This window comes from Vibrio limimangrovi, assembly GCF_054064025.1.
Window position 1 is genome coordinate 428,827 of sequence record NZ_JBSUGF010000008.1, and the last position, 15,604, is coordinate 444,430.

Genomic DNA, 15,604 nt, shown 5'->3' on the forward strand with positions numbered 1-15,604 from the left:
ATCTTGGATAAATCACTGAGCGAGAGGGAATCATATGACGTTTAACTTTGAGCAACTTTTGGCTTTTGTCACTGTGTATGAAGAATTATCGTTTAGTAAAGCTGCAGTGAAGCTGAATAAGCACCGAACAACAATGGGGCAAGTCATCAGTAATCTTGAAGATCAGTTGGCCATCACCTTGTTTGACCGACTAGGTCGTTCGGTTGAGCCAACCGAAGATGGTCATTTGCTTTATCACTACGCCAAGAAAACCGTTGAGCAGGCACGGATATTTGAAAATATTGCATTGAGCCTTTCATATGGTGATTTGGAGCGTGTTGTTATCGCATATTCTAGTTTTATGCCTCCAGCTGCCTTGTACTTGATCCGTAGACAATTAGCTAAAGATTTTCCGACAATGCGAGTAGAATTACTGGTGCGTGATCGCTCGGAAATCAAGCAAGGCATTGTTGATGGCTCCATTCATTTTGGACTGGTCAACGTACACGAAAGCAGTGCGATGCACAGTATGGACGCGGTTTTCTTAGGCCATGTTGAATTTGTGCCTTACGTTCAGGCTGGGGGAAAATTAGCGAAGATGGATGAGCGCTCTGCCGTGGATGCATTGGTGACTGAGCGGCAATTCATATTAAAGTCGCTTGTGGATGAGGGATTGAAAGAAAAATTCATATTTTCAGCCAATAATGAGCAAGTAGACCAGCTCTCGGTAGTGATTAACTTGGTTCGTGAGGGGTTAGGGTGGTCATGGTTACCAAAAGCTCTAACAAAGCCACAGTTTAAAGTTGAAGGTATTGAACCCGTGAAACTCGACTTAATGCTTGAGGGGATGAAGCTGCCACTTTCAATGTGGTGCCCACATGCTAAATACCTAAAGGATATTAAAACGTCGATAATGAATGCGGTCCATGAACACGTTGAGTCATACAACCCTTAGAGAGTTAACGAGATAGATGTTTCTCGGTGGTGCAAAGAAGATAATCGTTTTCTATATATTATGAGAATTAAAAGGTACTTAATGTATCCTTTGACGATATTTATATGGACAAATAAATAACATGAGGTGTTTATTGTTTCATATTAAACTTGTTAATATATATAAGTAATTATATTGGTTGATATATGCTTTATTGTCGATTTTTAAATTAAATACATATTATAAATCTTGTTTATGCATCCTATCATTTTTATAAGTTATTGAAGTTACATTTTAAAATTAAATATTGTTTCTCTGTGTTATTGTAAGTTGCTACAATCAAGCTATTTATAAAAAGAATTATAATTATGACGTTAGAATTTTTTATAGTCTTATTTTTGCAATTAATATCTTCAGTGTTAGTTGTGTTGAGTGTTTTGAGGTTACTTCCAAAGCGGATGAGCAACTTGCAAAAGAAGAATGCTCAACTTACCTCTATGATTGTTGAAAAGGATGAAATAACCAGAGAGTTGTTCGATAAGATTGCTATCTACTCCTCAAAGAATGACAGTTTGACGAAGCAGGTACAAGAACTCAAGGATGAAATAAAAACGTTTAAGGTCAAGAGTAATCACCGTTAAACAGTAGTATTTATCTTAACTCAGAGTTCGTTCCAATTGATTGTTTTCAATGGTTAATGTTGGTAAAAATCAAACGATAGTGTTATTTATTTCTATTATCTTAAAGTGTAATAGAGTGATTTACCCTTCTTATATAAATATTATTTAAAAACTTTAGGAAATGTTGATGATTAAATATAGTTCAATCATTGTTCTAGCTTTGGCTTTCGGGACTGGTTGTGTGGACAAAAATTTACCAAATTCAGAGCCAAAAAAAACTCTAGAAGTTAGTAAAAAAACAATTGTTACCAATACAAATTATAATGCTCGTGACTCAATTGATTGGAATGGAATATATAAGGGTATCGTTCCATGTGAAGATTGCTCTGCTACTCACTTATTGGTCGAATTAAAAAGTGATGGCCACTATTCTCTTGGCCGCAGTTATTTCGACAAAATGAGTGCGACGGTTATGGAAGAGGGAGGCATAAACTGGAATGAAGCGGGTAGTATTCTTCAAATCGGTGAGTATCGATTCTTGGTCGAAGAGAATAAACTGTTTTTGGTTGATCAATATGAAAAGAGCAAAATGGACGGGGAAGGGAAGCCATATGTGCTAAATAAAGAAATTTGGTGATAGCAGAGTAACGCGTTACCAAGTCTTCATATATCAACAAACGTACACACGATGATACACAGTGTGTACGTTAATGGTTGTTTCCGAGCAGTATTACTGATAACACTCTACATGCTAACTGCAGTTTGGTTTCTATTGGTGTACAGGATAACCGAAGCGGATGGTATTTTCCGAAACGCCGGATTCAATTTGTCTGGAGACGTCTTGTAAGTCTGCCAAATAGTTTTCTGCTGCTTTGTCTAACGACATCGCTTTAGCAATGTAGACTAAATTCAGACAACCAAGTATTCGATCCTCGTCATGGATAGGAACCGCAATGGCAGCGATTTTATTTTCCTGCTGCCAACTCTGGTTATTTTCGCCATAACCTTTTTCTCTGATATGTTGCAGTATCTTGTCTAGCTCTTGTGGTTCTCTGGCCAGCTGATACTCGGGTTCATCCCGTTCCGCTAGAATGGTCAGGATATTGCTCCGTTCGTTTTGCGGACAAAAGGCGAGATAGGTGAGTCCACATGCAGTTTGTAAGATAGGTAAGCGGCGTCCTACCATCGCGCGGTGAAATGATAAACGGCTGTAACGGTGTGTCGTTTCGCGGATTACCATCGCATCGACATCCAACGTCGTAATGTCGGTAGGCCAGACAACTTTTTCTAACAAACCTCCAAGTAACGGTGCCGCTACTGCAGAGATCCACTGTTCATCTCTAAATCCTTCACTCAGTTCTCGCACCTTCATGGTTAAGCGAAAGCTATTATCAGAATCACTGTAACGCACATAACCCTCACTTTTGAGGGTTTCGAGTATACGTTTGACCGTTGTCCGGTGAATACCACTTAACTCTGATAACTGACGCACACTCGCACCACCATCAAGGCGATTAAGTATGTTGAGTAAATACAGCCCGCGGGTTAAACCCTGTACAGTTTTGTAATTCGATGATTGGTCTTGGCCCATGAAAGTTCGTAGCTTGTTTGAGGTTGCGTTCTAGAATATACGATTTTACTCGATAGGACGTTGCGCTACGTGGCGTTAATTCACCTTAAGCCAAGGGTCTTTGACTTAATCTAATCCATCTACATAAAGTGTCGCCACAAAAAAGTGAACGGAACGACAAGGAACAGTGCAGGTAAGAAATTCACTACTGCGAAGTTCATGATTTTTGCAATACGCAGACCGACAGCCAGCATGATGATGCCGCCAATTGCTGAGAAGTTAGCGTAAACCTCCGCATCCATATATGGCATGATGGATTTCGCAACCATAAACAGAGCGAGTTGCACCGTAAATTGGACAATAGCGATTAATACGACGCTAGGTCCAAGCGTGATTGCAAAAATGATGGCGGTAACAAAATCCATTAACGATTTAACGACGAGTAACTGATAGTCACCGTTTAGCCCCTCAGTCAGTGCACCAATGACACCTAGTCCACTCGCCCCAAACAGTACAATCAAAGCGGTAAACTGAAGTGAAAAATCTTGTTTACTCAGCCCTCTGGGTAAGGGCAGAAATCGTTGAAATTTACTCTGTATATAAGTGGCTGCTTTGCCAATACCTGTTTCAAGATAAATTAATTCACCCACAGCAGTGCCGAGAATAAATGCCATAACAACGACCGTGATATCTTGCACCTTCATAACCATGGTAATACCGATGGCAACGGAAGATAACGCAAAAGTTGCTGGTAAACCCCTTTCAAGCCTTTTGGGAATAAACCGGCTCATTGAAGCGCCAATAATCCCACCAAATATAATCGCACAGCTGTTCAACACAGGACCGACTATCATCATTCATACTCCTTCGGTACATGTTGATATTTATTGTCTTTATATTGTTTCAGGTTGAGAGTATGAATGATTGATGAATTTGAATAAACATGGTATCAGTCAATAGATTGTTGCATAAATCGAACATTAGGAGAGAACGTGGATAGGCTGATAGCAATGGAAGTTTTTGTTACGGTTGTGGATGAGAAGAGTCTGACTGCGGCTGCGCGTAAATTGGATATATCCCGTTCCATGGCGACCAGACATATTGCTTCGCTAGAAAAATCTCTCGGCGTGCGGCTTCTTCATCGATCTACTCGCAGTTTAGGTATCACTTCTAATGGGGAAGAATTACTGCCTTTTTGCCGTAGTATCCTTCAGCAGACTGAGCAGTTGTATCATCTGGCTCAGCATCAGCACAGTGCATTGGACGGCAAAATTACGATTGCCTGCAGTATCTCTTTTGGTCAGTTATATCTGGCACAAAGTGTTGAGCGGTTTTTAGAGCTCTACCCGAATGTTTCTGTTGACCTGCATATATTTGATAAGCCTGTTGATGCCATAAAAGAAGGGGTCGATATTGCGATAGAAACAGGTAATAAGTTGCCTGAACAATTGATTGGACGTCGTCTGGCCAATTTCACATCTGTCGTTTGTGCGACGCCGGAATACTTGAAGTTACATGGTGTGTTAACCAACCCTGAAGACTTGCTACATCACAATTGTTTAGTGCATAAGCGATTGGGGGTGGAATGGAATTTTGTTGATAAGAGTAATCCAGAGAGTCAATGTAAAGTGAAGGTGAAAAGTAACTATTCAGTGAACGATACTACTATTTTACTGAAAGCAACGTTGGCCGGACGCGGGTTGTGCTGTCTTCCGTTACCAGACGTGCGTGACTATTTACAGGAAGGTGCGCTGCAGGTGGTTCTGGATAATTACCATGTAAACCAACTGGGTATCTGGGCATTGTACGCTTCACGGCAATTTCAGCCTAAATTGCATCGTTTATTTTTAGACTTTTTAGTGGACGATTTAAAACTCGCCACTCAGTATTAACGGCTCAACAGCAATACCAATCGTTTAAGCATATCCGCTATGTTTACCTGGGCAGAATGTAATACCGATGCGGCCATAAGTAGAATGGGCTTTGACTTCAGCTATCTGCAAAGGATGGGGGTGACTTGTCCGTACTATTGTCATGCTGGCTTCCCTGAAAGAGTTACTTAACGGCACCTGATAACAGCGTTAAGTAATCAATCAAGATGTCATTGACGGATATCAAATTTAAGAAATCAGGTAATTCGGTTGATGACGAAAAGGGATAGCGAATATTTCAATGGCTTGGGTTAGTATGGATATAAAACTGTATAAAGGATTAAAAGTTATGTCGAAACAAGTTGTGATTTTGCTCCACGGTGTCGGAAGCAATGGTAAAGATTTAAGTGCGCTTGGTGATTTCTGGAAGCCTGCACTGCCGGATACCGTGTTTTTGTCTCCAAACGCGCCGTTTCATTTTGATCAGGGTGGCGGAGGATTTCAATGGTTTAGTCTGACTGGAGTGACGACTGAAAATCGCCCTCAACGAATTTATGAAGCCAGAAAGCGTTTTGATGAGACGATTAGCCGGGTTTGCGTGGAGCAAGATATTAACCCGGACAGAGATAAGATCGTGTTTGTTGGATTTTCTCAGGGATCGATTATGTCTTTAGATGCGCTAGTGAGTGGACGGTATCCGTTAGCAGGGATTGTAGCGTTCTCAGGGCGTCTCTCTTCTCCTCTACCTTATGAAAATAGGTACGACACACCAGTTCTTCTAATCCACGGAAAAAGTGATCCTGTGATCCCATGGTCAGAAAGTGAAAAAGCGAAAGAGCAATTGACCGACTTAGGTTTTACAGTGGAAGCTCGTTATGAAGATCACACACAACATACTATTTCCCCTGAGGGGGCGATGGCTGCATCGGAATTTATTCAGCAGTGTTTTAGCGAATAATCACAGGCTCGTTAAACATTATTTTCGCTTTGGTTGATAGAGTTTTTATCTAAAATTATACACCGACAACCGTGGTGTAGATTCTCTAGGTTTTGGTGAGTTAATGTGCATATGAAAAAAGCACATGTAGATAAAAATGGGATTGAAAAGTTAGAAAAACCAATCTAGATGTGACTTACCACTCAATTACTGAGTCTTTAATTAATAACTGGTGATTTGGTTATTTTTTGTGCTATAAAGGTGCTCAAATCACTCCCTGGCTGATTCTGGGAGTAAAATTGGAGTAAAGATATGGTCAAATGGTATAAGTTTTATAGTTTAGGTGCGCTGATAGTTCTGACAGGATGTAACCCTGTTGAAGAAGACATTTCCCAAAAAAGCTCAACCCGAAATGAAGAACAATCAGTTTATCCAGCTATGGCTGTACCATTGCAACCGAATGCTCTGGCAGAGGCTAACATTGCAAAACTAAATCATCTCCTGACAGACAAACAACTTAGCGATGAGTCTCGTGCCGAAATATATTTAAAACGAGGCCTCAATTATGATGAGATAGGACTAAGAGATTTGGCTAGTACAGATTATGCGAATTCTCTGCAGATCGATCCACGACAACCTGATATCTATAATCTGCTTGGAATGTACTACACCCAAATTAGTCAGTTTGATGCTGCCTATGACGCATTTTACTCATCTCTTGAATTGGATCCGAATAACAAACAAGCCATATATAACCGTGCAATTGCATTTTATTATGGAGAAAGACCAAAACTTGCACTGGAAGATATCAAAACCTTCTATCAGGAAAACCCCAACGATCCGTTCCGTGCCATGTGGTTGTATATTATAGAATCCGACGTAGATAAAACTTCAGCAACGGCACATTTACAAGAGAGTTATAAAAACCGAACCGATGAGTGGGGTTGGGTATTAGCCGGTATATTGCTGAACGAAATAACGGAAGAAAATGTAGTCAAACTAGTCACTACCAGCACATCAGACAATAAAGTGATGGCTCAGAGACTTACCGAAGCTTATTTTTATTTAGGTAAGTATTACATGGAACGTGGAGAGATGAACCGTGCTCTATCAGTGTACAAGTTAGCTATCTCTTTGAACGTTTGTAATTATAATGAACATAGCTATGCATTTTTAGAGTTAGAACGTATTTCGAAAGAATTTAAAGCTGCTCAAAAGACGGGTAATACAGAAAAATTTGTTAGTTTAAACTAATGCCCAAATAGAAAAGGCGAATAACCTAAACAGTTATTCGCCTTTTTTAATTTCATCTTCAATATCTGAAGGTTATCGACTACTTTCTCTAATTTTGTAGTTGTAATCAACGTCAACAATAGCACGATAATGCATGGTATCTCGAGATACGGGTACTTCTTCAACCCTCACTTGAGCACTTTCTACATGCATACTTTGTCCGAGGACATTTTGACCATAAGGATTCAGTTTCCAACGTAACTGTTTGTCATTTGCGTTCGACAGTGCATCATACATATTGAAGCCAGCATTGATCGCGTCCTGTTTACTAGCAAATGTATCTGAATATAGCTTCGTGTTATTTTGAACTATCCGTTCACCAGCGGTAGCGGCAAACGCAAACAACATACATACAATTGTAATTAACGCTTTCATAACAATACCTTACAATGAACAGGTTATTAGCTGCATTCCAAGACTAACTTCCAATTCATTTGTTCTTTATATCATCCCGATAGTTATCTTTTTCATAATCTTGCAAGCTATCTTCTAGCTTCTAGCTGCAAATGAAAAAACCAATAACCACTTACATAAAATGGATGTACTCCCAAATCCAGAGAATCCATACTTAAAAAGTAGCACTTAATTGACCTTGATCAAGTTTTACGGTCTTTATTTTGAGTTCTCCATCAATAGGTGTTGGAGGCAGATAACTAAAAGTGAGTAGCGTAGCGCTATGTTAATGTGTGCTGCGTTAAGTGTGTTTTTAAGCTCGCTCTAAGATTCGGATAGAAACACTTGCCGCAGAGGTACGGTTATCTACGTCGAGTTTCTTATAGACCTGCTCAAGATGTTTATTTACAGTTCTAGGGCTCATCTCCAAGATCTGGGCAATCTCCCAGTTGGTCTTGCCAAATGAGAGCCAGTAGAGCACTTGTGATTCTCTTTTGGTTAATCCTAAATGCGCTTGCAGATCTTTTTCTGAACCGTTTTGCTTGGGTGTTGAAATACGAACAAGAGAATGAATGCGGTTGTAATCTCCGGCATAACTGGCTTCTAAAGGAGGCGTAAACTGTTTCAACATCAGTGGGGCATCTGCTGGGCTTTGCATTAACCAAATCGCAATATCTTGCTGTATCTTCAGCCATGTTTCAGAAAAGTCGTCCCCCAGTGTTGAGAGTAGCTCTTGGGCATGGGGTGTTGCCCATTCTAGGTTTCCGTTTCTGGAGACACAAAAAATATACTGACCAGCGTAATCCAGCGCTGCTTGTGCAGATTTTGCCAGACGCGCTGACTGGCTGTGGACTTTGATTCGAGCGAGCACTTCATTGGGAACCACTGGCTTGGTGATGTAATCCGTACCGCCGGACTCAAATCCTCGTATTACGTGTTTCGAATCATTTAAGCCAGTCATGAAAATAATCGGAGTTGATGGTAAAAGCTCTTTCAGCCTGACACAGGTCTCAAATCCATCCATTTCCGGCATGATGGCATCAAGCAATATCACGTCGGGCTGCACTTTTTCAATAATAGAGAGTGCCTGTATCCCGCTAAGGGCAACGAGCACCGTAAGCCCAGCTTGATTCAACGTGGCGTTTAACATGCTAAGAGACTCAGGTGAGTCATCCACGACCAATACTGTGATGTTATTGCTTGTTATAATGCTCATCTATAATTCCGTTTATTTGCAAGATAATATGGTTGAAATTACATTCCTGCAGGTTTTGTTTAAACTTCTCAATCCAATCGGGACTACCATCCAGAGCCTGCTCGATCTTTTCAAGCTCACTACTGACGCCGGACATAAAACCAATCTCAGCGTATTCACGTAGTTTAACCAGTTGCTCATAACTCGGGATAGTGTGGTGTTGTTCCTTAACGCTCTCGACGATAATGTTTGATTTTTGGTTATCGGCTGCATCATACAGCCAATCAATGTCGAGCAAACGACTGAGCTTAGCAAGCAACATGGGTACAGAAACCGGCTTGGTTAAATAGTCATTATGGTAGCGCTGTAGTTGGTTATTCGTTTCCAGCTCTTGAATATTAGCCGATAGCATTAAAATCGGCTGGCGAAACTCTTCTTTACGTAGTTGTATTGCCAGTTGCCAACCATTGACCTGTGGCATGAAGATATCCAGCATAAACAGATCAACATGATGCTGTTTTACCAGCTTAAGCGCTTGCGGTGCATTTTCGGCCATAAGCACATTGAAGCCTAGAGGAGCAAGGATACTAGACATTAGCTGCCTTTGATCTTCGATGTCATCAACGACCATAATTGTTTTGCGCTTACCAGAATATCCAGTGACCGCGTCACTTAGTAACTCTGGCTCTGAGCGGCCATCTTTCACTTCCGGAAGCATTAGCTTTAATACAAACGCGCTACCGTAATCGACTTTACTGGTGCAGGAGATTTCACCCCCCATGATCTCTGCCAAAGCGTTTGAGATGGTTAATCCGAGACCTGAGCCATGAATCGCTTCGGTTTTTTGGTTCTTAATCCGTTCGAATGGTTTAAATATCAGTCCCAAATCTTGCTCAGACAAGCCAATGCCTGTGTCCTGCACAGTAAAATGCACGACCTGATTACGGTAACTGACTTTAAAGGTGATGGTGCCTTTCTCCGTGTATTTAATCGCGTTGCCGAGCAGATTAATTAATATCTGACGCAGGCGTTGCTTATCGGTGGCGACAAATTTTGGCAGATAACTTGAGGCTTCAAATTCGAAATTTAAGCCTTTACGTTTTGCCTGCATAGAAAACATGTCGACCAGTTGTTCGAGTAAGGCGGTCAGGCTAAATTCGTCGCGATGCAGCTCCAAACGTCCTGCCTCGATTTTAGAAATTTCTAACAAGCCTTCAATCATGTCCGACAGGTGCTTGCCATTGCGCTTCAAGACTTCTGCATATTGTCTCGTTTGTTTATCCAGTTTATTGTCCGAACTCAGCAGTTGGGCGTAACCAAGCAGGATGTTTAGAGGCGTACGTAGCTCATGGCTTAAACTCGCTAAATAGCGGCTTTTAGCGTTATTCGCGGTCTCGGCTGAACGCTTAGCTTGCTGCAATGCCTGAGACGTTTTGTGGTGCGCATTAACCTCTTTGGTCAGTAGCGCAGTATGTGATTTTAACTCTTTTACTGCGGTTCTATTACTCGTACGCGCCAAGACAAATAACCAACTAACAATGCCAATCGGAATTAACAGTAGGGCAAACGCATTAATTAAACCATTCGATATGGCGTTCATGTGGATTTGTTCGAGCTGAGGGATTTGAGAATACGCAAGAGCGAGAATAATCCCCATCGCTAAGCTTACGGTCAGCATAACCAACACAAAATGCGCGACAGTTGATGAGAGTCTATTGACCAAAGTGGACGAAAAGTACGGGGAAAGTAACTGCCTTAGCTGAGCGGTAAAGGTTGCTTCGGGGCGGCAGTTATCATGGCAGCGAACGTCTAAAGAGCAGCACAATGAACAGATATGACCACCGTAAGCAGGGCATATCGCCATATCTTCATGCTCAAAGGTGTGTTCACATACCGAGCACTGATGCTCTTCTTCATCACTGGATACGATGATATCGTGGCGAACCATGTAATTTTGAACCAAGTAATAACGGCTTTTGGTCAGTAATGCAATAGCTGGCACAGTCAGAAACGGTAATGCAAAAGCGATATAGGAAGCAAAGGCTCTGGCTGCTTCTCCGTAGAAATCCAGATGTGCTGTGATGCCGACGACAGACGCTATCAACATAGACCCCACACCGACCGGGTTAATGTCGTATAACTTAGAGCGTTTGAACTCGATGGTTTTAGGGCTTAGGCCTAGAGGCTTATTTATCACTAAGTCCGCCACAATTGAGCCTATCCATGCCAGCACCAGAACAGAATAGACCTGCAAGGTTTGCTCAATAAGCTGATACACACCAAGTTCCATCAGAAGCAAGGCGATCAAGACATTAAATACCATCCATACCACCCGGCCTGGGTGATGATGTGTTAGGCGTGAAAAGAAATTTGACCAAGCAAGTGAACCTGCATAGGCGTTAGCCACATTGATTTTTAGCTGAGATATGATGACGAACAATCCGGCTGCCAGTAAGGCCAGTTGAGTATTGTCTGACGTATAACTAAACACGGTAAAGTACATGTGCGCTGGGTCGCCAGCCAAATTAGGTAATACTCCCTGGCTTATGGCTAACCAGGCTAAAAAACTGCCTAAGACAAGTTTCATCGAACCGAAGATCATCCAACCTGGTCCGCCTAACAGCATGGCGCTCCACCATTTAAATTTACCGCAACGTTCTTTAGCAGGCAGGAAACGTAAGAAGTCGACTTGCTCACCGATTTGAGCGACTACCGCAAGCAGAACCGCTGAGGCAGAGCCAAACAATAACCAGTTAAAGTCGCTGCCAACCTCGTTTACACCAGTGTAATTTAACCATTCATCTATTTTGGCGTCTTCATGAGTGAAAACAAAAACTAGGGGGATGATCTGCAGCATCAGCCAAATGGGTTGCGACCACATCTGGAAGCGCCCGATATTGGTAATCCCAAGTACGACAAGGGGAATAACGAGGACGGAGCTGATGACGTAAGCAATGGCGAGTGGAATATCAAACAGGAGCTCAATAGCCATCGACATGATGGCTGCTTCCAGTGCAAAAAAGATAAAAGTAAATGAAGCATAAATCAGTGAGGCGATTGTCGAACCGATATAGCCGAATCCTGCGCCACGGCTCAATAAATCGATGTCTACACCATACTTTGCGGCGTAATAACAGATTGGAATGCCGGAAAATATCACGACCAGAGCGACGGCCAGAATTGCCCATAGAGAATTTGTTACGCCGTAATTAAGCGTAATGGTTCCACCAAGAGCCTCAAGCACCAGGAATGAAACGATACCCAGAGCAGTGTTAGCAATCCAACCTGCTGACCATTTTCGGGCTCGCTTTGCCGTGAAGCGCAATGCAAAGTCTTCAAGTAGTTCATTCCCAACCAGTTTGTTGTAACGACGTCGGGTAACCGGAACTTTTTGTTGTGTAGAGATAATTCTTCATCCTTGAGAATTAAAAAGTCGTTTAAGCATAAGCGTTTATAACTCTATCGCTGTTGCGACTTAAACTATCAAATGCACTTCCTGTGCGCGCGCAATTATAGCCCGCATTAATTTTTTCACCTATGCGTAATTATACGTAGTTTTAGTGCGCTAACCGCGCATATTCAAATTTACCTTTGTGGTCGATACTCAATCTCGTTCATTGAGTCAGCAGGGTTTATCGATGGATAAATACCAACGCGACGTGAAATAGTGTTTGTTATTAACAAATTAATGAAAGGAAGAAGACGAATGAAACGGAATTTCTTGGCGGCTTCGGTATTAGCTGCAACATTACTGAGTGGATACGCAATAGCAGAAGATACCATCAAAGTTGGTGTACTTCATTCTCTATCAGGCACCATGGCGATCAGTGAAACAACACTGAAAGATACGATGTTGATGCTGATTGATGAACAGAATAAAAAAGGCGGCTTGTTAGGTAAAAAGCTGGAAGCAGTCGTCGTTGACCCTGCGTCTGACTGGCCAATGTTTGCTGAAAAAGCGCGTGAATTGATCTCTAAAGATAAAGTCGATGCGGTATTTGGTTGCTGGACATCAGTATCTCGTAAGTCTGTACTTCCTGTCTTTGAAGAGCTAAACAGCTTGTTGTTCTACCCGGTTCAGTATGAAGGTGAAGAATCCTCGAAAAACGTATTCTACACAGGCGCAGCGCCAAACCAGCAAGCTATTCCAGCGGTCGATTATCTTCTAGATCAAGGTGTGAAGCGTTGGGTATTGGCCGGAACGGACTACGTTTACCCACGTACTACCAACAAAATTCTGGAAGCTTATCTGAAAGAAAAAGGTGTGGCTGAAGCTGACATCATGATCAATTACACACCATTTGGTCATTCTGATTGGCAATCCATCGTTTCAGATATTAAGAAATTCGGTTCTACCGGTAAGAAAACAGCAGTGGTTTCTACCATTAACGGTGACGCAAATGTTCCGTTCTATAAAGAACTTGGTAACCAAGGCATCTCTGCAGATGACATTCCAGTCGTGGCATTCTCTGTGGGTGAAGAAGAACTGTCTGGTATGGATACGTCTGCACTGGTTGGTCATTTAGCTGCATGGAACTACTTCATGAGCGTTGAATCCGACGTCAATGATGAGTTCATCGAAAAATGGCACAAGTTCATCAAGAGCGATGAGCGTGTAACCAATGACCCTATGGAAGCGCACTACATTGGTTTCAACATGTGGGTTGAAGCAGTGAAGAAAGCAGGTACGACCGATCCTGCTGTCGTAGGTGATGCACTGATTGGGGTAACAGTTCCTAATCTGACAGGCGGTTACTCAGCAATGATGCCTAACCACCACATCACTAAGCCAGTTCTCATCGGTGAAATTCAGGACGATGGCCAGTTTGAAACCGTGTGGAAAACATCCGGCTTAGTGGCGGGTGATGCATGGTCTGATTTCTTACCAGGTTCTAAAGACCTTATCTCTGATTGGCGTGCACCGTTATCTTGCGGTAACTACAACACCAAAACGGGCAAATGTTCTGGTCAAAACTTCTAGTCTGGCCATTCAACTCTCATAGAAGAGAGCTCAATCGTTAAACGTTTTTCAACGTTAGTGGCAGTGTCCCGGCATTCAGGTGACGCTGTCACTCATTTGAGTGTTTTTGTTTATTTTTCCGTTATCTCGAGAAGAATATTCGTTTAACCAGAGGTTTGCCTACGATGTTTCAAACATCCATATTTCAGCAACTAACTCGCATGTTCCGTGGAATATTTGCCACAGCATCGAGCGGTATCGTTGTTCTATTTAGCTTACTTATATCAACTCATACGCTAGCGACAACGACTAACTTCGAGAGTGAGTTGCAACGTCTTACGACGAGAGATTACGACCAAATTCGCGTCGCGGTGACGAATATTGGTGAGAGTGGTGATGACCGCTCAATTCAAGTTTTAGAGCTTTTGTTAGGTGGCGAGATTTACCTGGAGAGCGAGACCAAGCAACTGGTCAAAATTGTCGAGAAAAAAGGCAGTAACTATTTAGTCAAACCACTTTTTGCCGAAGAATCGACAGAGCCACAGCAGGTCAAACGTCGTGCCGTTAAAAAAATTGGTATCAATAACCAGATCCGTGGTGAAATCAAAGCTCAGCTGGCATCACTCAATATTCGCCATCCGGACCCTAGCACCCGTATCAATGCGGTAACACAACTGATGGGTGACCTGAACGAGCAAAGTTATTCTTTATTAGAAAAAGCCCGCGCCAGTGAACAGGATTCTGATGTACAGCAAGTCATAGATACGGCATTAGCTATCTATCAATTAGAGCACTCGAACGACCAAACAGTGCAACAACAAGCGATCGCCACGTTAGGTGATAGCTATCAGCCAACTGCACGCAACGCGCTTACCCAATTTTTAGCCACAGAACCTAATGAGGAGCTGACCAGTGCGACGAACAAATCGCTCGGATTGATTGAGCAGCGAGTGAGTCTGGCACATTTTGGTGAAACATTATTTTTCGGTTTGAGTCTTGGTTCTGTATTGGTATTAGCTGCGATTGGCCTTGCAATTACGTTTGGTGTAATGGGCGTCATTAACATGGCTCACGGCGAACTCATTATGCTCGGCGCTTACACCACTTACGTTATCCAAACGCTAATGCCAAACCATATCGGTTGGTCAATAGTGGTTTCAATTCCTGTGGCATTTTTGGTTTCCGGTGCGGTGGGTATTTTGATCGAAAGAGGCGTAATTCGCTTCTTGTACGGGCGTCCGTTAGAAACTTTACTGGCAACGTTTGGTATCAGTCTGATTCTGCAACAAACCGTAAGAACGATTTTCTCTCCGCTTAACCGCTCGGTATCGACACCGGACTGGATGCAAGGCGTGATTGAAATTAACCCGTTGTTAAGTCTGACCCTGAACCGTCTCTACATCATCATCTTCTGTTTGATTGTGTTTGCACTGTTGTTTGCGGTACTACGTTACACCCGTTTGGGAATTGAGGTACGTGCTGTTTCGCAAAACCGCAGCATGGCTCGAGCAATGGGCGTGAAATCGGAGTGGGTAGACGCGATGACCTTTGGATTGGGATCTGGCATTGCAGGCATTGCTGGTGTGGCGCTTAGCCAGCTTACCAACGTGGGACCAAACTTAGGTCAGGCGTACATCATCGACTCATTTATGGTGGTGGTATTTGGTGGCGTCGGCAACTTATGGGGAACACTGGTCGCTGGTATGTCGCTTGGTATCGCTAACAAAGTGATGGAGCCGTGGGCGGGGGCCGTTCTGGCGAAAATCCTGGTGCTGGTATTTATCATTCTCTTTATTCAGAAGAAACCCCGAGGCTTGTTCCCTCAGAAGGGTCGCTCGGCGGAGGGTTAATC

At 42.6% G+C, this 15,604-nt stretch carries 12 protein-coding genes; 7 read left to right on the forward strand and 5 right to left on the reverse strand.

Features of this window, described 5'->3' with window-relative positions:
* Positions 1 to 34 precede the first annotated feature (34 nt).
* Together ACWYU8_RS12725 and ACWYU8_RS12730 are read left to right on the forward strand one after the other, a co-directional pair.
* Complete coding sequence (locus ACWYU8_RS12725; protein WP_457519934.1) at positions 35 to 934, forward strand: LysR family transcriptional regulator; 900 nt, start codon at positions 35 to 37, stop codon at positions 932 to 934.
* 786 nt (positions 935 to 1,720) lie between these two features.
* Entirely contained in the window at positions 1,721 to 2,170 is a 450-nt protein-coding gene (locus tag ACWYU8_RS12730; protein ID WP_457519936.1) for a copper resistance protein NlpE N-terminal domain-containing protein, read from the forward strand.
* Positions 2,171 to 2,302: 132 nt separating this feature from the next.
* Here the strand turns inward: ACWYU8_RS12730 and ACWYU8_RS12735 are convergent, their stop codons facing one another.
* A complete protein-coding gene (locus ACWYU8_RS12735) occupies positions 2,303 to 3,124 on the reverse strand; it encodes a DNA-binding transcriptional regulator (RefSeq protein ID WP_457519938.1) in 822 nt (273 codons plus the stop codon).
* Between the two features lie 119 nt (positions 3,125 to 3,243).
* Entirely contained in the window at positions 3,244 to 3,960 is a 717-nt protein-coding gene (locus ACWYU8_RS12740) for a DUF554 domain-containing protein (protein WP_457519940.1), read from the reverse strand.
* Positions 3,961 to 4,095: 135 nt separating this feature from the next.
* Between ACWYU8_RS12740 and ACWYU8_RS12745 the strand changes: the two genes are divergently transcribed.
* The 3 genes from ACWYU8_RS12745 (at position 4,096) to nlpI (ending at position 7,165) form a co-directional block, all read left to right on the forward strand.
* Positions 4,096 to 4,995 (forward strand): LysR family transcriptional regulator, encoded by a 900-nt coding sequence (locus tag ACWYU8_RS12745; RefSeq protein ID WP_457519942.1) that lies wholly within the window; start codon positions 4,096 to 4,098, stop codon positions 4,993 to 4,995.
* Between the two features lie 328 nt (positions 4,996 to 5,323).
* Positions 5,324 to 5,932 (forward strand): alpha/beta hydrolase, encoded by a 609-nt coding sequence (locus ACWYU8_RS12750; RefSeq protein WP_457519944.1) that lies wholly within the window; start codon positions 5,324 to 5,326, stop codon positions 5,930 to 5,932.
* A gap of 291 nt (positions 5,933 to 6,223) precedes the next feature.
* Positions 6,224 to 7,165 (forward strand): lipoprotein NlpI, encoded by a 942-nt coding sequence (nlpI, locus tag ACWYU8_RS12755; RefSeq protein ID WP_457519946.1) that lies wholly within the window; start codon positions 6,224 to 6,226, stop codon positions 7,163 to 7,165.
* Positions 7,166 to 7,237: 72 nt separating this feature from the next.
* Here nlpI and ACWYU8_RS12760 read toward each other — a convergent pair whose 3' ends face one another.
* From ACWYU8_RS12760 to ACWYU8_RS12770, 3 genes are all read right to left on the reverse strand, one after another.
* Complete coding sequence (locus ACWYU8_RS12760; protein WP_457519948.1) at positions 7,238 to 7,579, reverse strand: DUF3316 domain-containing protein; 342 nt, start codon at positions 7,577 to 7,579, stop codon at positions 7,238 to 7,240.
* Positions 7,580 to 7,910: 331 nt separating this feature from the next.
* Complete coding sequence (locus ACWYU8_RS12765) at positions 7,911 to 8,813, reverse strand: response regulator (RefSeq protein ID WP_457519950.1); 903 nt, start codon at positions 8,811 to 8,813, stop codon at positions 7,911 to 7,913.
* Entirely contained in the window at positions 8,791 to 12,117 is a 3,327-nt protein-coding gene (locus tag ACWYU8_RS12770) for a hybrid sensor histidine kinase/response regulator (RefSeq protein ID WP_457519952.1), read from the reverse strand. Before ACWYU8_RS12770 ends, ACWYU8_RS12765 begins: the two co-directional genes overlap by 23 nt.
* A 381-nt stretch (positions 12,118 to 12,498) precedes the next feature.
* Between ACWYU8_RS12770 and urtA the strand changes: the two genes are divergently transcribed.
* Together urtA and urtB are read left to right on the forward strand one after the other, a co-directional pair.
* Positions 12,499 to 13,773 (forward strand): urea ABC transporter substrate-binding protein, encoded by a 1,275-nt coding sequence (urtA, locus tag ACWYU8_RS12775; RefSeq protein ID WP_457519954.1) that lies wholly within the window; start codon positions 12,499 to 12,501, stop codon positions 13,771 to 13,773.
* 164 nt (positions 13,774 to 13,937) lie between these two features.
* Complete coding sequence (gene urtB, locus ACWYU8_RS12780; RefSeq protein WP_457519956.1) at positions 13,938 to 15,602, forward strand: urea ABC transporter permease subunit UrtB; 1,665 nt, start codon at positions 13,938 to 13,940, stop codon at positions 15,600 to 15,602.
* The last annotated feature ends 2 nt before the right edge of the window (positions 15,603 to 15,604 follow it).

What these genes read in the sequence shown, in the direction of transcription:
- ACWYU8_RS12765 (WP_457519950.1), bottom strand. Translation starts at nt 8,813, where the DNA reads ATGAGCATTATAACAAGCAATAACATCACAGTATTGGTCGTGGATGAC.
- ACWYU8_RS12760 (WP_457519948.1), bottom strand. Translation starts at nt 7,579, where the DNA reads ATGAAAGCGTTAATTACAATTGTATGTATGTTGTTTGCGTTTGCCGCT.
- ACWYU8_RS12735 (WP_457519938.1), bottom strand. Translation starts at nt 3,124, where the DNA reads ATGGGCCAAGACCAATCATCGAATTACAAAACTGTACAGGGTTTAACC.
- nlpI (WP_457519946.1), top strand. Translation starts at nt 6,224, where the DNA reads ATGGTCAAATGGTATAAGTTTTATAGTTTAGGTGCGCTGATAGTTCTG.
- ACWYU8_RS12730 (WP_457519936.1), top strand. Translation starts at nt 1,721, where the DNA reads ATGATTAAATATAGTTCAATCATTGTTCTAGCTTTGGCTTTCGGGACT.
- ACWYU8_RS12740 (WP_457519940.1), bottom strand. Translation starts at nt 3,960, where the DNA reads ATGATGATAGTCGGTCCTGTGTTGAACAGCTGTGCGATTATATTTGGT.
- ACWYU8_RS12750 (WP_457519944.1), top strand. Translation starts at nt 5,324, where the DNA reads ATGTCGAAACAAGTTGTGATTTTGCTCCACGGTGTCGGAAGCAATGGT.
- urtB (WP_457519956.1), top strand. Translation starts at nt 13,938, where the DNA reads ATGTTTCAAACATCCATATTTCAGCAACTAACTCGCATGTTCCGTGGA.
- ACWYU8_RS12725 (WP_457519934.1), top strand. Translation starts at nt 35, where the DNA reads ATGACGTTTAACTTTGAGCAACTTTTGGCTTTTGTCACTGTGTATGAA.
- urtA (WP_457519954.1), top strand. Translation starts at nt 12,499, where the DNA reads ATGAAACGGAATTTCTTGGCGGCTTCGGTATTAGCTGCAACATTACTG.